This is a genomic window from Streptomyces sp. A0642 (genome assembly GCF_004795105.1).
In the GTDB taxonomy this organism is placed as follows: Bacteria; Actinomycetota; Actinomycetes; order Streptomycetales; family Streptomycetaceae; genus Streptomyces.
The window spans coordinates 1-20857 of record NZ_SSBL01000036.1 but is presented as its reverse complement, the minus strand read 5'-3'; the positions used below and the strand labels follow the sequence as shown (position 1 = coordinate 20857).

Below are 20857 nucleotides of genomic sequence, written 5' to 3'. Positions count from 1 at the left end.
CCGTCTGAATGCCCGGTAACGGCGACATGACATGCAGGAAGCGGGTGGCCGTGCCCGGGATGCGGTTCCGGCCCGGGCACGGCCGTGTGACGTCCGCGCGGTCAGGCGTGGCGGCGGCGCAGGACGCGGAAGGCGAGGGCGACGGCCGCCGCGGCGAGGACGAGGAGGATGCCGGTCTCGACGAGCTGGAGGGGCCAGAAGTGGGAGGCGGGGTTGGTAGTCCGTGAAGTCGGTGACCCCGCCCCGGCCCCGCATGCAGCGGGAGAGGTCCTCGGGGGAGTAGTGGCCGGCGTCCCAGCAGTCCTGCCGGTAGATCTCCTTGCCGGAGGGGGTGAGCATGCCCGAGGCGATGTGCCAGGCGTCGCGCGGCGGGAGGCCCTTGCCGTGGAGGCGGGTGGCCGGCCAGAGCGTGTAGCGGCGGTGGCCGAACCCGAGCAGGACCGTGCCCAGGACGAGAGCGGTGAGGCTCATGGCCAGGAGAGTGCGGCGTACGAGGACGGCGCACAGGGCCCCCACTGCCACGGCGAGCAGGGCATAGGCGACGGCGGTCGGACCGAGGGCGGGGAAGACTCCGGCCTGGTTCCAGGCGAGTCCGCCGGCGTACGCGTTGTGCCGCAGGTCCGACGAGCCCCAGCGGTGGACGAGGCTGGAGAAGGAGCTCATGCGGCGCCGCTTCGGTCCGCTGGGGCGACGTCAAGTGACGCCGCCCCTGGCGAGGTTGAGGCGTGCTCAGGACTCCGTGCGGTACATCAGGTCGGTCTCATGGGTGGTGAACCCCATCCGCTCGTAGACGGCCACGGCCGCCGTGTTGTCGGCGTCGACGTACAGCATCGCGGTGGGCAGCCCCTCGGAGGCGAGGTGACGCAGCCCGATGGCGGTGAGCGCCTTGCCCAGGCCGCCGCCCTGTGCGTCGGGCCTGATGCCGACGACGTACACCTCACCGAGCTGCTCCTCGGCGTGCACCTTCGTCCAGTGGAAGCCCACCAGCTCGGACCCGCCGTCGTCCGTCGCGCGCTCGGCGAGGAAGAAGCCCTTCGGGTCGAACCACGACTCGGCCTTGCGGTCGTCGAGGTCGCGCTGGGTCAGCGAGCCCTGCTCGGGGTGGTGCGCGAAGGCGGCGGCGTTCACGGCGAGCCAGGCGGCGTCGTCCTCGCCCGGCACGAAGGTGCGGACGCTGACGCCGGGCGGCAGCGTCGGCTCCTCGATGTTCAGCGGGCTCAACGGACGTCGCAGCTGCCGCAGTTCCCGGAACAGTGACAGGCCGAGCACCTGCGCGAGGTGCCGCGCCGCCGACTTCCCGCCGTGCGCCCAGACCCGCAGCCGCTTGCCCGTCGCGGCGAGCAGCGCCGCCCCGAGCGCCCGCCCGTGCCCGTGCCCGCGGTGCGAGGGATGCACGACCAGCTCGGCGGCCGGCGCCTCGACGGGGTCGGTGTCCTCCAGCTGTGCGTACCCGACCAGGACGCCCCCGGCCGTCAGCAGGAAATGCCGCACGCCTTCCCGGTGTCCGCCCCGCAACTGCAACCGCCCCTGCTCGGACACGGCCTGCCGGCCGTCGGACCTCGCGGCCTCGGCCAGGAGCTCGGTGACGGCTCCCGCCTGGTCGGGGGAGAGGGTGTCGAGGGTCTGGATCTCGCGTCCGGGGGCGGGGAGGGGTACGTCAGTCGTCATGTCTACGAGCGTACGGCGGCAGGCGGTGTTGTTGCTCGCCCCATACCGGGGTGTGGGCCCCCTTGCGGGGTGCGGCGCCTTGTCATGGTTGCCCCTTTCCAGGGCGCGGGGTTCCGTCCTCAATCTCCCCCATAGCCTGAAGGGCATGGGGGGACCCCCATGACGGGCTTGATTGGTGCGGGTGCTCCGCGAGGTTTTGCGCCTGGCCCGGTGGGTGGGGGTTCGGGGTCCCTCCGGGGTGTCTCCTCAAACGACGAACGTTCGGCGGGTACGCAGCGGGCCCGGGTCGGTGTTCGTCGTCCTGCGGGGACTCCCCTGCACGCCCCCGAACCCGCCCGTCTTGCGTCTGCGGCAGTCGTCTCGCCGGTGTGCAGACGCAGACGAGGCCGGGTGGGGGCGTGCAGGGGAGTCCCCGCAGGAAATGGCGTACGACTCCGATCCTTTTCCCACCTGCCCGCACACGCCATTTCTGAGGAGACGCCCCGGAGGGACCCCGCCCCCACCCACCGGACAGAGGCGAACACCCGCACAACACGGCGCACCCGCACCACCACAGCCCGTCCGGCGATTGAGGACGGAACCCCGCCGCCCCGACGCGGGCCGCCCTTTCGACCGGACGGCAACCTATTTGTAACCCCGAATACCTACCGCGCTACGCGCGTTGACTCTAGGCTGCGGCACGCAGTCTCACCACCCTCATGCCACCCGTTGAACTCACAAGGGGCCCGATGTCCTCACCGCAGAAGAACCGCGCGTCCCGGCGGGTGCTCGCCGCCGCGGCCGGTCTGGCCACCGCCGGCGCGCTGGTCGCCGCCATGCCGGCCGGCGCCCAGGCGCACGGGAAGGGCCACGGCCACCACACGCCGGCCCGGACCGTCGACGTACAACTGCTGTCGTTCAACGACCTGCACGGCAACCTGGAGCCGCCGGCCGGTTCGGCCGGCACGGTCACCGAGAAGCAGGCCGACGGCACGACGAAGGCCATTCCGGCCGGAGGGGTGGAGTACCTCGCCTCCTCGCTGCGTGCCGCCCGCAAGGGCCACCCGTACTCCATCACCGCCGCCGGCGGCGACATGGTCGGGGCGAGCCCGCTGCTGTCGGGGCTGTTCCACGACGAGCCGACCATCGAGGCGCTCAACAAGATCGACCTCGATGTGACGACCGTCGGCAACCACGAGTTCGACGAGGGCGCCACCGAGCTGGCCCGCCTTCAGAACGGCGGCTGTCACCCGGTCGAGGGGTGCTACGAGCAGGGCAAGACGTTCGAGGGCGCCGACTTCCCGTACCTCGCCGCCAATGTGACGGACGAGAAGACCGGCAAGCCGATCCTCAAGCCGTACACGGTGTGGAAGAAGAACGGCGTCAAGATCGGCTTCATCGGGGTGACCCTGGAGGGTACGCCGAACATCGTGACGGCCAACGGCGTCAAGGGCCTGAAGTTCCACGACGAGATCGAGACGGTCAACAAGTACGCCAAGGAGCTGGACCGCCAGGGCGTGAAGTCGATCGTCGCGCTGATCCACGAGGGCGGCGCTCCGGCCTCGTCCTCGTACAACTACAACTGTGACAGCCCGGGGGCGGGCGACGGGATCTCCGGACCGATCACGGACATCGCCAAGGGCATCTCGCCCAAGGTCGACGCACTGGTGACGGGTCACACCCACCAGGCGTACGTGTGCACGATCCCGGACCCGGCGGGCAATCCGCGCATGGTCACCTCGGCCGCGTCGTTCGGCAAGCTGTACACGGACACGACGCTCACCTACGACCGCCGCACCAAGGACATCGTGCGCACCGCGGTGAAGGGCTCGGCCGCCAACCCGGTCTCGGCGAACCACATCGTCACCCGGGACCAGGCCAAGGCCACCGACATGACGGACCTGATCGCCCGTTGGAACACCCTCGCGGCGCCGATCGCCAGCCGGCCGCAGGGCTTCATCTCGGCCGACATCAACGGCCGCGGCTCCACGGCCCCCGAGAAGCCGCTCGGCAACCTGATCGCCGACGCGCAGCTCGAGGGCATGGCCCCGGCGGACAAGGGCGGGGCGGTCGTCGCGTTCATGAACCCGGGCGGCATCCGTGCCGACCTGGTGTACAAGGCGACGGGCAGCGAGGGCGACGGCGTGGTGACGTACGGGGAGTCGTTCACCGTGCAGCCGTTCACCAACATGATGAACGTCGTCGACCTGACCGGTGCGCAGCTGGTGTCCGCGCTCCAGCAGCAGGTCAGCGGTTCGAACGAGGCCAGCCCGAAGATCCTTCAGATCTCCCGGGGCCTCACCTACACGCTGGACCTGACGAAGACCGGTGCGGCGCGCGTGGTCACCGACACGATCAGGCTGAACGGTGAGGCGATCGATCCGGCCAAGTCGTACCGCGTCGCGATGAACGAGTTCCTCGCGGGCGGCGGCGACGGCTTCGCGGCCCTCGGCGCGGGTACGAACAAGCTGGTCGGCCCTTCCGACCTGGACCTGTTCAACGCGTACCTGGCCGCGCACTCCACGGCCTCGGCGCCGCTGGCCCCGCCGGCGACGGACCGGATCACGGTCGTCCAGTAGGACGGCGGGACCACCGGACGGCGGGACCCGCCACCGGACGGCAGGACGCAGGACGCAGGGCGCAGGACACAGGACGCATGAGGATGCGCGGGCGGGGCGAAGGCCCCGGCCGCGCATCCGTCGTTTTCCCGCCGCACCCCGTCCGTACGCCTTGTTCCGTGAGTGACGTGTACGGGTCATAATCCGTGAGCTGACCCCCACACGGCCCCGGAGGCGTCCCCGCATGAGCCCGTACACCGCGAACCGCAGACACTTCCTGGCCGGGGCGCTGGCCGTCTCCGCCACCGCCCTCGTCGGGGCGGCGCCCGCCCGGGCCGCCGCCCGGCAGGCCCTCGCCGTGCAGGACTGGATGCGCGGCATCGCGGACGCCACCGCCCTCCAGCGTCTGACGATTCCGGGTTCGCACGACTCCGGCGCCCGCTACGGAGGTCCGTGGACCGAGTGCCAGAACACGACGATCACGGAGCAGCTGAACAGCGGGGTGCGGTTTCTCGACGTACGGTGCCGGATCACCGGTGACTCGTTCGCGATCCACCACGGGGCCTCGTACCAGAACCTGATGTTCGGCGATGTCCTCGGCGCGTGCTGGGACTTCCTCGCCCAGCGGCCCACGGAGACGGTGCTGATGCGGGTCAAGCAGGAGTACTCGGAGGAGAGCGACGCGGCGTTCCGCCGGATCTTCGACCTGTACCTCGACGCCAAGGGCTGGCGGCCGCTGTTCCACATCGACTCCACGCTGCCGACGCTGGGCGGGGCGCGCGGCAAGGTGGTGCTGCTCGCCGACAACGGGGGCCTGCCCGGCGTGCGGTACGCCGATCCGGGACTCTTCGACATCCAGGACGACTACATGGCGGAGCCGTTCGCCAAGTACCCCAAGATCGAGGCGCAGTTCCGCAAGGCGGCCGGACAGCCGGGCAAGCTCTTCATGAATTACGTGAGTACCGCCGCCCTGCTGCCGCCCCGCTGGAACGCGGACCGGCTGAACCCCCAGGTCCACTCCTTCCTCGACTCCTCGCAGGCGGCCGGCTGGACGGGGCTCGGCATCGTCCCGCTGGACTTCCCGGCGACGCGGACCGGACTGGTGGAGTCGCTGATCCGGCACAACCCGGCGGCCTGAGAAGGGCCTTCGGCCTCTACAGGGTCTCCAGGAACTCCCGCACCACCCCCGCGAATCCCTTCGGGTCCTGCAGTTGCACGAAGTGGTCCGTGTCCAGCGTGACGAGCGTCGTGTGCGGCCGCCGTGAGGTCATGGCGGCGGCCTGCCCGGCGGGCAGCACCTGACTGGTGCGGCCGTTGATCACGAGCGCGGGGCAGTCGCTCGCCAGCCACTGCGCCCAGTGGTCGCCGTGCACCTGCCGCTCGGAGTCGAGCGTGTCCTTCGGGTGGAACGGCAGCCGCCAGCCGTCGCCGTCCGGCAGGGGCCGCAGCCGCGGCGCCACGGCCGGGCCCACCGGGCCGCAGGCGGCGATCAGTTCCTCGCGGGTGGGGGCGGTGTACGGGAAGCCCGTGAGGAAGTCCAGCGGACCGGGGTCCTGGTGCGGCAGGTCGACCGGGCCGTCGGTGTTGACGAGGGCCGCGACGGTGGCGGGGCGGGCGGCCGCGAGGTGCAGGGCGTTGATGCCGCCGAGCGAGTGCCCGAGGGCGACGACCGGGCCGGTGCCGAGGTGGTCGAGCAGGGCGGTCAGGTCGGAGACGTACCCCTCGCGGGTGTAGTCGTCCGCGCGGTCGGAGTCGCCGTGGCCACGCTGGTCGGGGGCGATGACCCGCCACTCGGGGCCGAGTCCGGTGGCGAGGTCGTCGAAGGAGGCGCCCTCGGAGAGGTGCCCGTGCAGGGCGAGGAGCGGCCGGCCGGTGGCGGGGCCGTGGTCGAGGTAGGAGAGGCGGCGGCCGTCGAGGGTCAGTTCGCGGCGGACTGCGGTGTGGGTTCGCTGAGGCATGACAGAGACTGTACGCCCGTATAGATCAGATGCGCAATACGTTCGTATAGATCGCTTGCCCAAGTGCCGCGCCGTACGATCCCGGGCATGGGAAACCGTGAGGATCTGCTGGCCGGGGCGAGGCGCTGTCTGGAGGAGAAGGGCTATCTCCGCACCACCGTGCGCGACATCGCCACCGCCTCCCGGGTGTCGATGGCGGCGATCGGCTACCACTTCGGCTCCCGCGAGGCCCTGCTCAACCAGGCGCTGTTCGCGGCCATCGACGAGTGGGGGCAGGGGGTCGGCGCGCAGGCCGGGGAGGAGGGCGGCAGCGCCTCGGCGGCCGAGCGCTACACGGACATGTGGACCCGGGAGATCGCCTCGTACCGCACCGACCGCTGGCTCTGGATCGCCTCCGTGGAGGCCTTCGTCCACGCCCAGACCTCCCCGGATCTGCTGGCGCTCCTCGCCGCGGGCCAGCGCGAGGGCCGCCGGGGTGTGGCGGCCCGGCTGGCCGGGGTGCCGGAGGCGGAGGTCGGGGAGGCGGACGTGCGGGGGCTCGGGTCGGTGCAGCTCGCGCTGATGAGCGGCGTGATGATCCAGTGGCTGACCGACCCGGATCAGGCGCCCGACGCCGGTGAGATCGCGTCGGGACTGCGGGCGCTGGCGGAGCGGCTGGAGGGGGCGTAGGGCCTGTGTGGAGTTGTCCCGCGGCGTCGCCGGGCTGGGCACGCGCGCTCGCGGCGTTGCCGGAACGTCCTGGTAGCTCCGCTACAAGGACGCTCCGGCGCCTTGCGATCACACGCGCCCAGCCCCGCTCCTTCTCCCACGGGACAACTCCACACAGGCCCTAGGGTCCCGCTCACCCCCGCGGGGCCTCCGGCGGAGGCTGGGGCGCCCCCGGGAGGCGGATCGCCGCCTCCGTGCCGCCGCCCGGTGCGGGGCGCAGGTCGATCTCGCCGCCGGCCTGCTGGACCGTACGCGCCACGATCGACAGGCCCAGGCCCGAGCCGGGGAGCTGGCGGGCGGACGGAGAGCGCCAGAAGCGTTCGAAGACGTGGGGGAGCTCGTCGGCGGGGATGCCGGGGCCGTGGTCCCGTACCGTCAGCTCGCCGCCGTGCAGGGCGACCTCGACCGTCCCGCCCGGCGGGCTGAACTTGATCGCGTTGTCCAGCACGTTGACGACCGCCCGCTCGAGGGCGGCCGGCTCCGCCCGGACGTACCAGGGGTCCAGATCCGCGGTGACGGTCAGTTCCGGGCCGCGCAGGCGGGCGCGGTCCAGGGCGGTGCGGGCGATGTCGTGGAGCGCGATCACCTGGAGCGGTTCGTGTTCCGCCGCGTCGGGGCGGGCCAGTTCCTGGAGGTCGCCGATGAGCGAGGCCAGCTCCGTCATCTGCGCCTTCACCGACGTCATCAGCGCCTTGCGGTCGTCCGGGGGGATCGCCCGGCCGGTCTCGTCGCTGCGGGCGAGGAGTTCCACGTTGGTGCGCAGCGAGGTCAGGGGGGTGCGCAGCTCGTGGCCGGCGTCGGCGATGAGCTGGGCCTGGCGGTCCCGGGACGTGGCGAGGGAGGCCGTCATGGAGTTGAAGGAACGGGAGAGGCGCGCGATCTCGTCCTCGCCCTCGACCGGAATGCGGACCGTCAGGTCCTCGGTACGGGCGACGTGCTCGACGGCCTCGGTCAGTTCGTCGACGGGTCGCAGGCCGGAGCGGGCCACCCAGAGCCCGGCGGCGCCCGCGCCGACCACGCCGATGCCGGAGACGATGAGGAGGACCCACGCGAGGGTGGAGAGGGGCTTGTCGATCTCGCTCAGGGGGCGGGCGATGGAGACACCGAGGTCGGTGGGCGGCAGGCCGGGTCCGCGGGACGCCGTCACCGGATAGGTGAAGACGCGCATCTTCGCCCCGTCCGCATCGGACTCGGTGTGCAGGGCGCCGCGCTGCCGGCCCGCGACCACCGCCAGGTCCGCGGCCGTCACCGGGAGTTCGTCCGCGCCCGGGGCGATGCAGACCGTCCCGTGAGCGTCGATGAGCTGGACGGTGAGCCCGGTGTAGGGCTGGGGCGGCAGCTTCCGGGTCTCGCCGCAGTACTGGTAGAGCTGGTTCAGATAGTCGATGTCGACCGTGGCCGCGCGCAGCGACGTGTCCTGCTGGTGCTCCAGCTGCGCCCTCGTCACGAACCAGCAGGCCGCCGCCACCGCCGCCACCGCCACGGCCACCGCCACCGCGACCAGGAGCGCCAGCCGGGAGCGGAGCGGCAGGGCGCGGATCCGCTGGAGCGGGCCCGTCATCCCTCGGCCCCGCCCGCCCGCAGCGCGTACCCCACACCCCGGACCGTGTGGACCAGGCGGGGTTCGCCGCCCGCCTCGGTCTTGCGGCGCAGGTACATCACGTACACGTCCAGGGAGTTGGAGCTCGGCTCGAAGTCGAAGCCCCACACGGCCTTGAGGATCTGCTCGCGGGTCAGCACCTGGCGGGGGTGCGCGAGGAACATCTCCAGGAGGGTGAACTCCGTGCGGGTCAGTTCCACATGGCGGGTGCCGCGCATGACCTCGCGGGTCGCGAGGTCCATGCGCAGGTCGGCGAAGGCCAGCACGTTGTCGTCGGGCACGGGGCCGCCCGCCGTGGCCGCGTACGAGCTGCGGCGCAGCAGGGCCCGGATGCGGGCGAACAGCTCGTCGAGTTCGAAGGGCTTGACCAGGTAGTCGTCGGCGCCCGCGTCGAGCCCGGTGACGCGGTCGCCGACGGTGTCGCGGGCGGTGAGCATCAGGATGGGGGTGGTGGCGCCCGTGGCACGGATGCGGCGGGCGGCGGTCAGGCCGTCCATACGCGGCATCTGGATGTCGAGGACGATGAGGTCGGGGTCGTACGACTCCGCCTTCGTGAGGGCGTCGAGCCCGTCGACGGCGACCTCGGTGCCGTACCCCTCGAACGCGAGGCTGCGCTGCAGGGCCTCACGCACGGCGGGCTCGTCGTCGACGATCAGGATGCGTTGCGGATCGTCTTCGGCGGGGCTCATCGCTGTCTCGTCCTCTTCTCGTTCGGTACGGGCCGTAGCGCGGCGGGCCCAGTTTCTCAGTCCCGCACGTTCAGGAGCCGCTGCCGTCCCTCAGGGTGTCGAGGTCGGCCTTCAGGGTGTTCACCGGGATGGCGAAGCCGAGGCCGACGCTCCCCGCGCTGGAGCTGTCCGATCCGCTGGCCGAACTCGCCGAGTACATGGCCGAGTTGATGCCGATGATCTCGCCGTTCATGTTGATCAGCGCGCCGCCGGAGTTGCCCGGGTTCAGTGAGGCGTCGGTCTGGATGGCCTTGTACGTGGTGGTGGAGTCGCCGGTGTCGCCGTTGAACTGCCGGCCGCCGAACTCGAACGGCCACTGCTGCCCGCCGCCCTGACCGCCCTGCGACTGGCCGCTTCCGCCGTCGCCGTCCTTGGCGACCGTGACATCGCGGTCGAGCGCGGACACGATGCCGCTGGTGACCGTGCCGGTCAGGCCCTCCGGCGAGCCGATCGCCACGACCTGGTCGCCGACGGCGACCTTGGAGGAGTCGCCGAGCGTGGCCGTCTTCAGGCCGCTCGCGCCCTTGAGCTTGATCAGCGCGAGGTCCTTGTCGGCGTCGGTGCCGACGACCTCCGCGGTGTACGTCCTGCCGGTGCTCAGCGTGACCTTGATGGAGGTCGCGCCGGCGATGACGTGGTTGTTGGTGACGATCTCGCCGTCCGACGTGATGACCACGCCGGACCCGGTGGACTGGCCCGCGGTCGACGTCGCGCCGATCTCGACGATCGTGGGCGAGAGAGCCGCGGCCACGCCGGAGACGGTGCCCTTGCTGCTCTGCGAGACGGTCGTGCCGGGGACGACGCTGCCGGCCGAGCTGCTGCCGGCGGGGTCGTCGGTGAGCTGTCCGATCACCGTCGCGGTGCCGCCGCCCACGACCGCGGCCGCGATGGCCACCGCCGCGAGGAGCGCGACGGGCCGGCGGGCCCGGCGGCGGGAGGCGGGAGGCTCGGGCGCGGCGTGCGGCACCCCGTGGGACCCGTCACCGCCGTGGCCCGCGCCGCCGGAGTACGACGCGGCCGTGCCGGGGGCCGGCCACACGGTGGTGCCGGGACCCGTGGAGACCGGCTGGGCGGGGTCGTATGACGGCGGCGGCGGGTAGGCCGCGTCGCCGTTGCCGTACGAGGGGTACATCGGGTACTCGCCGCTCGGGCGCTGGCTCTCTGTCATGTCTACGAGGGTGTCCAGCGAACATGAGAGAAGTGTGAGTACGCCCTGAGAAGCCCGGCAGAACCTCGTATGCCCGATATAAGGGCCCGACGCGAAGACCGGCGCCCAGGGCCGAAGTGAAGACCCCGGCCCAAGGGCCCTGCGCGAAGACCTAGGACAGCACCCGGGCCGCCGGGGGCTCCCCGCAGCCGCAGGAGCGCCGGACCACCAGCGCGGACGGGAACTGCTTCAGCCGCTCACGCCGCGAACCCGACACCCGCAGCGAGTCGTCCAGCACCAGGTCCACCGCGGCCCGCGCCATCGCCGGCCGGTCCGAGAAGACCGTCGTCAGCGGCGGGTCGGTGAGACCGGCTTCCTTCACGTCGTCGAAACCCGCCACCGCGAGCTCGCCGGGCACATCGATCCGCAGCTCCCGGGCGGCCCTCAGCACCCCGATGGCCTGGTCGTCCGTGGCACAGAAGATCGCCGGCGGGCGGTCGGGGCCCGCGAGGAGTTCCAGGGCCACCTGGTAGGCGTCGTAGCGGTTGTACGGGGCCTGGAAGAGCCGGCCCTCCGTCGAGCGGCCCGACTCGTGCATCGCCCGGCGCCAGCCCTCGACGTGGTCGGCGACCGGGTCGCCGACCGACGGGGTCGACTCCATGCCGCCGAGGCACGCCACGTACGCGTTGCCGTGTTCCAGCAGGTGGCGGGTGGCGAGCTGGGCGCCGCCCACGTCGTCCGTGACGACCGCGACGTCGTCGATCGCCTCGGGCCGCTCGTGCAGCAGCACGACCCGGGCGTCCCACGCCTCCACCTCCGCCGCCGCGCGCTCGCTCGGCCCCTGGCTGACCAGGATCAGGCCGGAGACGCGCATGCCGAGGAAGGCCCGCAGATAATGGACCTCGCGCTCGTCGCGGTAGTCGGAGTTGCCGACGAGCACCATTTTCCCGCGCTCGGCCGCGGCCTGTTCGACCGCGTGCGCCATCTCCGCGAAGAACGGCTGCCGCGCGTCCGGCACGATCATCCCTATGAGATCGGTCCGCCGCGAGGCCATCGCCTGGGCGACCCGGTCGGGCCGGTAGCCCAGCTCCTTGATCGCGGCGAGTACCCGCTCGCGCGTGGCCGGGGCGACCGGCCGGGGTCCGTTGTTGATGACGTAACTGACGACCGCGGTCGACGTCCCCGCCAGTCTCGCCACATCGTCCCGCGTCACCTTGGCCACGCGCGGCAGTCTACGCGGATGGAACTACTTCCCGGCAGGCCGGACCGGGGCTTCTTCCGTGACCTCGGCTACCTCCGGCTGCTCCGAACGGGTGAGGGTTTCGGCGGTGGTCTTCGCGGCCGCGGCCTTGGCCTCCTCGGCGGCGGCACGCTCCACCTTCTCCGGTGCGACGAAGCGGTAGCCCACGTTGCGGACGGTGCCGATGAGCGACTCGTGCTCGGGCCCGAGCTTGGCGCGCAGCCGCCGCACGTGGACGTCGACCGTCCGCGTACCGCCGAAGTAGTCGTAGCCCCAGACCTCCTGGAGCAGCTGGGCGCGGGTGAAGACGCGGCCCGGGTGCTGCGCCAGATACTTGAGCAGTTCGAATTCCTTGAAGGTCAGGTCCAGGACCCGGCCCTTGAGCTTCGCGCTGTACGTGGCCTCGTCCACCGAGAGGTCGCCGTTGCGGATCTCCATGGGGGAGTCGTCGGCGGTGATCTGCTGCCGGCCGGTGGCCAGCCGCAGCCGCGCCTCGACCTCGGCGGGGCCCGCCGTGTCCAGCAGCACGTCGTCGATGCCCCAGTCCGCGGTGACGGCCGCGAGGCCGCCTTCCGTGACGACGAGTATCAGCGGACAGCCGGGTCCGGTGGACCGCAGCAGCTGACAGAGCGAACGGACCTGAGGAAGGTCGCGCCGTCCGTCGACGAGGATGACGTCGGCACCGGGGGTGTCGACGAGGGCGGGGCCTTCGGCGGGAGCCACCCGCACGCTGTGCAGCAGGAGGCCGAGGGCGGGAAGCACCTCCGTCGACGGCTGGAGGGCATTCGTCAGGAGCAGCAGTGAACTCATCGCCGTCCACCTGCCGGGTTCGTCGGTCGATGATCGTGCACGGTTGGCTCGCCCATTACGTCGGTCCTCCTCGTTCCCTGCGAGAGGGGCACTCCCGGGTCGGACCCGGGGGAGTATGCGGCACTGCTTCGTACGCTTATTCGTGCGTGGTCGTACGACGTTTCGTCATACGGGCCTTACCGGTGCGACCCCGCGCCCAGGGCCGCTGAGCTTGTCGAAACGTCGTCGTAACAACGCGCGGAAAGCACAAAAGGACCCGGGGGCTGCTTTGCCCGGATCCTCTTCCCAGCAGAATAGCCCACATGACTTCAGTGTCCGAGGGGCGATTTCCGAGTTCTTCTGTTCCCTTGATCACGCGCGGTGCGCTGCGGACCACATTGCGGGCCGGTGACGGGGTCCGTATCGAGGCGGTGTACGACCCGTGTACGGCGGGTGCCGACGCGGCCCCGGGGGCCGGTGACGCCCGCACGGCGATCGTCGTCGCGCACGGATTCACCGGTTCGGCGGACCGCCCCGCGGTGCGCCGCGCCGTGCGGGTGTTCTCGCAGCGTGCGGCGGTGGTGACGTTCTCCTTCCGGGGGCACGGGCGCTCCGGCGGACGGTCCACGGTGGGCGACCGGGAGGTGCTGGATCTGGCGGCCGCGGTGGCCTGGGCGCGGTCGCTCGGACACACCCGGATCGTTACGGCAGGCTTCTCGATGGGCGGCTCCGTGGTGCTTCGTCACGGAGCGCTGTATACGGCCCCCGGAGCGGACGCGGGGCCCGGGGAGCCCGGGGGGCGTACGGAAGCGCACAAGGAGGCGCACGCGGATGCGGTGGTGTCCGTGAGTGCTCCCGCGCGCTGGTACTACCGGGGTACGGCCCCGATGCGCCGCCTGCACTGGATGGTCACCCGGCCCACGGGACGGTTCGTCGGGCGGTACGGCTTCCGGACCCGGATCGACCGCGACGACTGGGACCCGGTTCCGCTCTCCCCGGTCGAGGCCGCCGGGCTGATCGCCCCGAGGCCGTTGCTGATCGTGCACGGCGACCGGGACCCGTACTTCCCGCTCGACCACCCCCGGATGCTCGCCCACGCGGCGGGCGGGGCCGCCGACCTGTGGCTGGAGCCCGGCATGGGCCACGCGGAGAACGCGGCCGACGAGACCTTGCTCACCCGCATCGCCGACTGGGCGACGACGCGTGAACCATGATGGACAGCCGACGCGTGAGCTGACGCGAGACGAGAGGAGTGCCGCCATGCCTGCGGGAACGATCCGCTACTGGGCAGCAGCCAAGGCCGCGGCCGGAACCGCGGAGGAGCCCTACACCGCCGAGACGCTCGAGGAAGCGCTCGACGCGGTGCGCGAACGGCACCCCGGTGAGCTGAGCCGCGTACTCCGAAGGTGTTCGTTCCTCATCGACGGTGACCCCGTCGGGACCCGGAGCCATGAGACCGTACGCCTTGCCGAGGGCGGCACGGTCGAGGTGCTCCCGCCGTTCGCAGGAGGGTGAACCGCAGAACATGAGCAGCAGCGATCAGCAGCAGCCGCAGTATCCGTACGGGCAGGAGCCGCAGCCCCCGACGTACGGGCAGGAGCCGCAGCCCCCGACGTACGGGCAGGAGCCGCAGCAGTCGGCGTACGGGCAGGAGCCGCAGCAGGCCTACGGGCAGCCGCAGCAGCCGTACGGGGACGCCTCGTACGGCGCTCCGGCGTATCCGGCGTATCCGGATCAGGGTTACGCGGACCCCTCCTACGGACAGCAGGCGCCCTACGGGGGCGATGCGGCGCCGTACGGAGCGCAGGGCGCGTACGACCCGCAGCCCCAGCAGCCCGGCCCCTACCCGCAGTCCGGGGCCGGGTGGCCCGCCGGCGACCAGGGGGTCACCCAGACCTGGGAGGGCCAGACGTGGGACACCCAGTACCAGCCCACGATCCAGCCCGCGCGGCCCTCTCGGCCGGCCGAACCCGTCCGGTCGCCGGAGCCCGTCGGTGCGGCGGAGCCGTTCCGGGCCGCGCCTCCTGTGCGGGCCTCCGCCGAAGAGGCCGCGTATCCGGCCCCGGTGGGCGCGTCCGGCGCGTACCCCCTGCCCCCCGAGACCCGGGCGGCCCCGGACGCCCCCGCCCCGGCGCAGGGTGAGGACGGTTACGGCGCGCCGACCACCCTGGGCGGCAACCGCCTCACCGCTGCCCAGCGCGCGCGGGCCGAGGGGCGTTCGCCGGTCATCGCGCCCGGCATGCAGCCGGCCGCGATCACCGCGGGGCTCGGACTCCTGCTCGCGCTCGGTGCGGCCGTCGGGCAGTACGCCCTGGTCGTCCCGCTGGTGCTGCTCCAGGCGGTGACCGCGGCGGGATGGTTCCGGCTCAACGGCATGTGGCCGGCCCGGCAGGGCATCGCGCTCGCCTTCGCCGGCGGCTTCGTCGCCGACGTGGCGCTGCTCGCGGCCGGCCGGGAGAACGGTCCGGCCGCGATCCTGGGCACCCTCGGTGTCTGGGTCCTGCTCACGGTGGTGCTCCAGCTGCGCAGCCGGGCCGGTGCCGACGAGCGGATGCAGGGCCTGATGGCCACGGTCGCCTCGGCCGCGCTCGCGGTCCTCGCCGCCGGCCACCTGGCGGCCGTCCCGGACGCCGTGACGGCCGGCGGAATCGCCGTCGCCGCCGCCGTGCTCGTCCGGGCGCTGCCGCTGCCCGGTCCGGCCTCCGTCGTGGCGGCCCTCGTCGTCGCCGCGGGCGCCGGTGCGGTCGCGGGCGGCGTCACCGACCTCGGGGCCAAGGGCGCGCTCCTGGGCCTCGCCGCCGGTGGCTGCGCGCTGATCGGGCTGCGGGTGGCGAGCTACGACTACCCGTCGCGCTTCGTGCACATGACCGCGGGCGTGGCACTGCCGCTCACCGCGGCCGCCCCGGCCGTCTATCTGATCGGCCGCGCGCTCACGTAAGGCGCGGGTGGTCCACGAGACGCGTGCTCCGCATGCGGAAGCCCTCCACGGGGAACCGATGGGGGGCTTCCGCACGTCGAGCATCGTGGGGCGTGTGGTGGGTCCGGAGGAACGGCGCGGGGGAGGACAGGCATGCGTGCACTGCGAATACTGCTGATCGTCGTGGTGGTTCTGGCGGGGGTGTTCGTCGCCGTGGACCGCGCGGCGGTCTACTTCGCCGAATCGCAGGCGGCGGACCGGGTGGTGGTCTCCGGGGCGCGGATCGGTTCCACGGACGTCTCCATCAAGGGCTTTCCCTTCCTCACCCAGGTCGCCGGATCGGAACTCGACGAGGTCGACGTGAAGATCACCGGCATCGAGGCGACCGCCGGCGGGCGCACGCTCCGGATCAGCAGCATGGACGCGGAGCTGTACCGGGTGCGGCTGACCGACGGCTTCTCCGGCGCGACCGCCGCCCGTGCCTCCGGGACGGCCGTCATCTCGTACGCGGACCTGACCGAGGCCGCCTCCGACGGTGTCGCCGTCGAGTACGGCGGCAACGGCAAGGTGAAGGTGACCGGAACGGTCGGCATCCTCGGCAGGACCCTCTCGCGGAGCGTGCTGTCCACCGTGACCCTCGTCGACGGCCACACCGTCCGCGTCCACGCGGACAAGGTGCCGGGCGAGGGAATCCCCGGCCTGGAAGGGCTCGTACGCGAGAAGACCGACTTCGAGCGCGAGGTCGGCAAGCTGCCCAACGGCCTGAAGCTGGAGAGGATCCAGCCGACCGCCGCCGGTCTGGAGATCTCCGTGACGGGCACCGACGTCCGCCTCGCCGGATGACTCCCGCCACGGCCGGGTAGGGCCCCTGGGCGGAGCCATGGGCCCGCCCGGGTGGAGTCATGGACCCCCTGGGCGGCCGTGCCGCCACATGCTGAGACGGCGGCGTCCGTTCCGCAGATGCCCGTACGGCCCCGAGGGCCCGCGCACCGCCTCGCGACGTCCGGGCCCCCCTTGCCGTCTCACACATCGGACGATCGTGTCTCATTATGCGACACGACGGTGACACGCCCGCCCGTACGTCCCTACGATCGGTCCCATGCAGTGCTCTATTAGCGGTCTCCGACAGCGGGGACAGGCGGATCTCACGAAGCGGCGGGCAGTGGACCTGTGCCGCGTCGCCGCCATGCTCTGTCGCACTGTCTGAGCGGGATCCCGTCGGATTTCCCGCATTCCCGGCCCTTCGACCTTCGTCGGGGCCATCCCGCGTGGCACCGCGCACGCGCCGAACCCGCGCCGCGTACATCCGGATCACCACGCACCAACGCGCACCACTCGCACCATCTCGCCGCAGACTGCCCCGGAGGAGAACAGCATGAGCCGCAGTGACGTCCTGGTAGACGCCGACTGGGTCGAGGCCCACATCGACGACCCGAAGGTCGCCATCGTCGAGGTCGACGAGGACACCTCCGCGTACGAGAAGAACCACATCAAGAACGCGATCCGGATCGACTGGACCAAGGACCTCCAGGACCCGGTCCGCCGCGACTTCGTCGACCAGGCCGGCTTCGAGGAGCTGCTGTCGAAGAAGGGCATCGGCAACGACACCACGGTCGTCCTCTACGGCGGCAACAACAACTGGTTCGCGTCCTACGCGTTCTGGTACTTCAAGCTCTACGGCCACCAGGACGTCCGCCTGCTCGACGGCGGCCGCAAGAAGTGGGAGCTCGACTCCCGCGACCTGGTCGACGGCGACCAGATCCCGTCCCGCCCGGCCACGCAGTACAAGGCCCAGCCGCAGGACGAGTCGATCCGCGCCTACCGCGACGACGTCGTGAAGGCCATCGGCAACCAGAACCTGGTCGACGTGCGGTCGCCCGACGAGTTCAGCGGCAAGCTGCTCGCCCCGGCCCACCTCCCGCAGGAGCAGTCGCAGCGCCCCGGCCACGTGCCGAGCGCCCGCAACATCCCGTGGTCGAAGAACGCCAACGACGACGGCACCTTCAAGTCGGACGACGAGCTCCGGGCCCTCTACGAGGCCGAGCAGGTCGACCTGTCGAAGGACACCATCGCCTACTGCCGCATCGGCGAGCGTTCCGCGCTCACCTGGTTCGTGCTGCACCAGCTGCTCGGCCAGGAGAACGTCAAGAACTACGACGGCTCGTGGACCGAGTACGGCTCCCTCGTGGGCGTGCCGATCGAGCTCGGCGCCAACAAGTAACTCCGCACGACCCGGACGGCACGACCCCCGACGAGAAGGACAGAACACCATGTGTGGAGCAAAGGCCGGCGGCCCCGACGCTTCGACGATCAAGCCCGGCGAGACCACCATCCAGGGCAGCGTGACCCGCGACGGCGAGCCCGTCACCGGCTACGTCCGCCTGCTGGACTCGACCGGTGAGTTCACCGCAGAGGTCCCGACCTCGGCGACCGGACAGTTCCGCTTCTACGCGGCCGAGGGCACCTGGACGCTGCGCGCCCTGGTCCCCGGCGGCAGCGCCGACCGTACGGTCGTGGCCCAGACGGGCGGCCTCTCCGAGGTGGCCATCGCCGTCTAGGCGGCACCGCTGTCACGGCTCCGCCGATGACCGGCCGAAGGGCCGCACCCCAGGGGGTTGGACGCTTCCTGTGACGGGGTGCGGCCCTTCGCGCCGTCCGCGGGCGGAGGCCCCGCGGGCCAGCAGCGGCCGGGCGGGCGGATCGGGCCTACTCTGGATTCATGTACCGCCGACGCCGGCGCGCCTACTTCGTGATGATGGGCACCTGCCTCGTCCTCTTCGTCTCGGCCTGGGCCTTCGTGAGGCTCTGGTCGATGCCGGCCGCCATCGCGATGTGCGTGGTCGCGATGGTGATCCCGCCCGTCGCGGCGATGGTCGCCAACCGCAAGGGGCCGGAGGACAGCTGGTGGGACGACCCCGCCGACGCGTCCAGGCCCCGCACCGCGCCCCGCCCCGCCAAGGGGGGCCCCACCGGGCCCAAGGGCTCCACGGGGCCCGCCGGGCCCACGGGTGACCCGGAATCCGACGCGTGGTGGGACGAGCTCGACGGCAAGAAGCGCCGCCAGTGACCGAGGGGGCCGGTGCGCCCGGTCCCGGACCCCGTCAGTAGACGAGGGCCTGGACGCCGTCCACCATGATCTCGCTGACGAAGACCTGCGCGCCGGCGATCCGCACGCCCTCGATGACGTCCTGCTCGGTGATGTCGCGGCGCGCCGCGCACTGGGTGCACAGGGTGATCAGGCCGCCCGCCTGAATCGACTCGATCAGGTCCGGCAGCGGTGCCGCGTGCGGGAGTTCGAACTCGGCGGCGCGGCCCGGCAGCGCGAACCAGGCGGACTCCCCGGTCAGCCAGAGCGAGACCTCCACCCCGCTCGCGACGGCGACCGCCGCGACGGTGAAGGCCTGGGAGCAGCGCTCGGCGGAGTCGGCTCCTGCGGTCACCTTGATCACGAGCTTCTTCGGCATATGCCGAACTGTAATCCCCGGCCGCACAACCTCGTTGGCGGCTGGCGGGTCTGTGGGGTGCGCAGATAACGGAATCTGCGCCTCAGGTCTCGTGGGGGGACCCCTTTTGAACCCGAAAACCACTGTTCCTGACGGGGCGGCCGAGCCGTCCGTGCAGGTCGAGGCAGCGGACCAGGCACTTCCGGAAGCAGTGTCCCCGGAAGCGCCGGAACCCGTGGTGTCTCTCGTGGACACCTCTGTCGAAGAGCCGCGACCGCCTTACCCGCCGCACCTGCCGCAGGCGGACCTGCCGGAGCCCGTCGCCGTGCCCGTGAAACGGCGTCCGCGCGGACGTACGACGCTGATCATCGCCGCGGCCGCGTTCCTGGGCATCGCGGCCGGCACCGCCGCCGGCTACGGCGTACAGGCCGAGCGCGCCCCGACTCCGCTGACCGCGCTCTCGCAGCCGGGCCTCGGATATCCGGCGAAGGCGCTGCCCGCCGACCAGGCGCCGGACCCGCTGCCGGCGTCGCAGGACCGCCAGGTCCGTACGGACGGGGATCTGCGCAAGCTGCTCATTCCCCGGCCGGCCGGCTGGAGCGAGAACAAGAACGCGCTGTTCGCTCGGGACGGCTGGATGGGGCTGGGGGAGTACGCCCTCGACTTCGAGGACGAGGGCTTCATGTTCAGCCGGCTCCTGGAGAGCGACTTCCGCCGGGTCGCGGCTGCCGACTGGAAGAAGGGCGCGCACCGCACCGCCAGTGTCTGGCTCGTGCAGTTCCGCTCCGGCGTGACCACGGGAGCCGCCGACCACGCCGCGGCCCAGCGCGCCTACATGCCCGACGAGAAGAACGGCGCGGGCAACGAGGGCGACGCGATCAAGGGCAGCCTCGACGGCCGCTATTACGTGTACAAGGCCCGGGCAACGCCCGGGTACCTGCCGTTGTACCGGGCCAGGGCCGTGTTCGAACGCGGCGATGTCATGGCCGAGATCAACATGTTCGACACCGAACCGATCAGCAAGAAGGACATCCGGACGCTGGCCGAGCGACAGTTGGAGCGCCTGTGAACGACGACGGAGTCAACACTCCGGCTCCGCCGACCGCACCCCCGTCCGAGCCGGCGTCCGGGCCGGTCCCGGGCCTCGCGCCCGTTTCGGACCCCGGCCCCTCCCGCACCGGCAGGGCCCGCCGGGTGATCTCCGCGACGGTGCCCGTCGTGCTGGTCCTCGCCGCCGTCGCCGGCGCGGCCGCGTACACGAAGGCCACCGTCGACGGCGCCGATCGCACGGTGGCGACCCGGCTGTGGCACGACCCCTCGCAGGGACCGGGCGAGGACCCGGCCGGTGACGTCTCCCGGGGAAGGGCCTCCACCGAGCTGAGCAAGCTGCTCCTGCCGGTCCCCCGCGGATACCGGCTCGGCCCGGACTCCGGGGAGCTGGGCAACGACAGCGAACTCAGCGGCCGCCAGGCGGCCGCCGAGATGAAGGACAGCAGCCGCGGTCTGGCGGGCAAGCGGCGCCGGGAGTTCGAGAAGAGGATCGACAAGCTGCGGGTGCGGGGCCTGGCCGTCCGCACGTACGCCTCGGCGGCGAACGACCTGGTCGTCGAGACCCAGCTGGTGCGGATGGACGCGAAGGCCGTCCGGGACATGTACGGATTCAAGGTGGAGCTCTTCGACGCCGTCGGCCTGTTCCGCGACGGGCCGGCGATCGACGGGCACAAGAAGAACGCCAAGTGCTTCCTGGCCCGCAAGGGCGAGCAGAAGGTCGAGACCATGGTCTGCACGGCGTACGACGGCGGGGTCCTGCTCAGCTTCTCGGCGTCCGGGGCCAAGCCCTTCGACAAGTCGGCCGTCGCCGAACTGGTGAAGGACCAGCTCGACCACATCAAGTCCCCGGGAGAGTACGTATGACCGAGCAGACGGCCGCGCCGGCCACCGAGCCCGCGCCGGCCACCGAGCCCGCGCCGGCCTCCGAGCCCGTCCCGGCCGTGCTCGGGTCCGCGCCGGAACCCGCTGGGTCTCGACGACCAGGTCGTTCGCCGCCGAGGCGTACGTGCGGACGGCCAGGCCCCGCACCCGCAGCTTGTCGATCCTCTTCTCGAACTCCCGGCGCCGCTTG

Annotated in this window: 20 protein-coding genes; 12 read left to right on the top strand and 8 right to left on the bottom strand. The window is 71.9% G+C overall.

Going from position 1 to position 20857, the window contains the following annotated elements; all coding sequences use genetic code 11:
* Window positions 1-729 precede the first annotated feature (729 nt).
* The gene (mshD, locus tag E6R60_RS33465) at window positions 730-1668 is read right to left on the bottom strand and encodes a mycothiol synthase (protein ID WP_136330479.1); all 939 of its coding nucleotides are present in this window, start codon (window positions 1666-1668) and stop codon (window positions 730-732) included.
* A 728-nt stretch (window positions 1669-2396) separates the two neighbouring features.
* Here mshD and E6R60_RS33460 point away from each other — a divergent pair.
* Window positions 2397-4226 carry a bifunctional metallophosphatase/5'-nucleotidase gene (locus E6R60_RS33460; protein ID WP_136330478.1) on the top strand — a complete coding sequence of 610 codons (1830 nt, stop codon included), beginning with the start codon at window positions 2397-2399 and terminating at the stop codon, window positions 4224-4226.
* Window positions 4227-4449: 223 nt separating this feature from the next.
* A complete protein-coding gene (locus tag E6R60_RS33455; protein ID WP_136330477.1) occupies window positions 4450-5343 on the top strand; it encodes a phosphatidylinositol-specific phospholipase C in 894 nt (297 codons plus the stop codon).
* A 16-nt stretch (window positions 5344-5359) separates the two neighbouring features.
* Here E6R60_RS33455 and E6R60_RS33450 read toward each other — a convergent pair whose 3' ends face one another.
* Window positions 5360-6163 (bottom strand): alpha/beta hydrolase, encoded by an 804-nt coding sequence (locus E6R60_RS33450; RefSeq protein WP_136330476.1) that lies wholly within the window; start codon window positions 6161-6163, stop codon window positions 5360-5362.
* Window positions 6164-6250: 87 nt separating this feature from the next.
* On the opposite strand from E6R60_RS33450, the gene E6R60_RS33445 reads away from it, so the two are divergent.
* Window positions 6251-6832, top strand: a complete 582-nt coding sequence (locus tag E6R60_RS33445; RefSeq protein ID WP_136330475.1) for a TetR/AcrR family transcriptional regulator — start codon at window positions 6251-6253, stop codon at window positions 6830-6832.
* Between the two features lie 172 nt (window positions 6833-7004).
* Here E6R60_RS33445 and E6R60_RS33440 read toward each other — a convergent pair whose 3' ends face one another.
* From E6R60_RS33440 to E6R60_RS33420, 5 genes are all read right to left on the bottom strand, one after another.
* Window positions 7005-8432 carry a HAMP domain-containing sensor histidine kinase gene (locus tag E6R60_RS33440; RefSeq protein WP_136330474.1) on the bottom strand — a complete coding sequence of 476 codons (1428 nt, stop codon included), beginning with the start codon at window positions 8430-8432 and terminating at the stop codon, window positions 7005-7007.
* A complete protein-coding gene (locus E6R60_RS33435) occupies window positions 8429-9160 on the bottom strand; it encodes a response regulator transcription factor (RefSeq protein WP_136330473.1) in 732 nt (243 codons plus the stop codon). Before E6R60_RS33435 ends, E6R60_RS33440 begins: the two co-directional genes overlap by 4 nt.
* A gap of 70 nt (window positions 9161-9230) precedes the next feature.
* Window positions 9231-10367, bottom strand: a complete 1137-nt coding sequence (locus tag E6R60_RS33430) for a trypsin-like peptidase domain-containing protein (RefSeq protein ID WP_136330472.1) — start codon at window positions 10365-10367, stop codon at window positions 9231-9233.
* Window positions 10368-10518: 151 nt separating this feature from the next.
* Entirely contained in the window at window positions 10519-11568 is a 1050-nt protein-coding gene (locus E6R60_RS33425; protein ID WP_136330471.1) for a LacI family DNA-binding transcriptional regulator, read from the bottom strand.
* A 24-nt stretch (window positions 11569-11592) separates the two neighbouring features.
* On the bottom strand, window positions 11593-12396 hold the full coding sequence (locus E6R60_RS33420) for a response regulator transcription factor (protein WP_136330470.1): 804 nt from the start codon (window positions 12394-12396) through the stop codon (window positions 11593-11595).
* 302 nt (window positions 12397-12698) lie between these two features.
* On the opposite strand from E6R60_RS33420, the gene E6R60_RS33415 reads away from it, so the two are divergent.
* The 7 genes from E6R60_RS33415 (at window position 12699) to E6R60_RS33380 (ending at window position 18359) form a co-directional block, all read left to right on the top strand.
* Entirely contained in the window at window positions 12699-13589 is an 891-nt protein-coding gene (locus E6R60_RS33415; RefSeq protein ID WP_136330469.1) for an alpha/beta fold hydrolase, read from the top strand.
* A gap of 46 nt (window positions 13590-13635) precedes the next feature.
* Window positions 13636-13890, top strand: a complete 255-nt coding sequence (locus E6R60_RS33410; RefSeq protein WP_136330468.1) for a MoaD/ThiS family protein — start codon at window positions 13636-13638, stop codon at window positions 13888-13890.
* Window positions 13891-13900: 10 nt separating this feature from the next.
* Window positions 13901-15313: a hypothetical protein gene (locus E6R60_RS33405; RefSeq protein WP_136330467.1), complete on the top strand. Its 1413-nt coding sequence runs from the start codon at window positions 13901-13903 to the stop codon at window positions 15311-15313.
* A gap of 132 nt (window positions 15314-15445) precedes the next feature.
* Window positions 15446-16135, top strand: coding sequence for a DUF2993 domain-containing protein (locus tag E6R60_RS33400; RefSeq protein ID WP_136330466.1), 690 nt, complete (start codon window positions 15446-15448; stop codon window positions 16133-16135).
* Between the two features lie 532 nt (window positions 16136-16667).
* Window positions 16668-17513, top strand: coding sequence for a sulfurtransferase (locus E6R60_RS33390; protein WP_136330465.1), 846 nt, complete (start codon window positions 16668-16670; stop codon window positions 17511-17513).
* A gap of 49 nt (window positions 17514-17562) precedes the next feature.
* Window positions 17563-17850, top strand: coding sequence for a DUF1416 domain-containing protein (locus tag E6R60_RS33385; RefSeq protein ID WP_018490348.1), 288 nt, complete (start codon window positions 17563-17565; stop codon window positions 17848-17850).
* Between the two features lie 161 nt (window positions 17851-18011).
* On the top strand, window positions 18012-18359 hold the full coding sequence (locus E6R60_RS33380; RefSeq protein WP_136330464.1) for a DUF3099 domain-containing protein: 348 nt from the start codon (window positions 18012-18014) through the stop codon (window positions 18357-18359).
* Between the two features lie 34 nt (window positions 18360-18393).
* On the opposite strand, the gene E6R60_RS33375 is transcribed toward E6R60_RS33380, so the two are convergent.
* A complete protein-coding gene (locus tag E6R60_RS33375; RefSeq protein WP_136330463.1) occupies window positions 18394-18756 on the bottom strand; it encodes a DsrE family protein in 363 nt (120 codons plus the stop codon).
* 271 nt (window positions 18757-19027) lie between these two features.
* Between E6R60_RS33375 and E6R60_RS33370 the strand changes: the two genes are divergently transcribed.
* Window positions 19028-19804, top strand: coding sequence for a hypothetical protein (locus tag E6R60_RS33370; protein ID WP_240802793.1), 777 nt, complete (start codon window positions 19028-19030; stop codon window positions 19802-19804).
* A complete protein-coding gene (locus E6R60_RS33365; RefSeq protein ID WP_136330461.1) occupies window positions 19801-20649 on the top strand; it encodes a hypothetical protein in 849 nt (282 codons plus the stop codon). The genes E6R60_RS33370 and E6R60_RS33365 overlap by 4 nt, the downstream gene beginning before the upstream one ends.
* The last annotated feature ends 208 nt before the right edge of the window (window positions 20650-20857 follow it).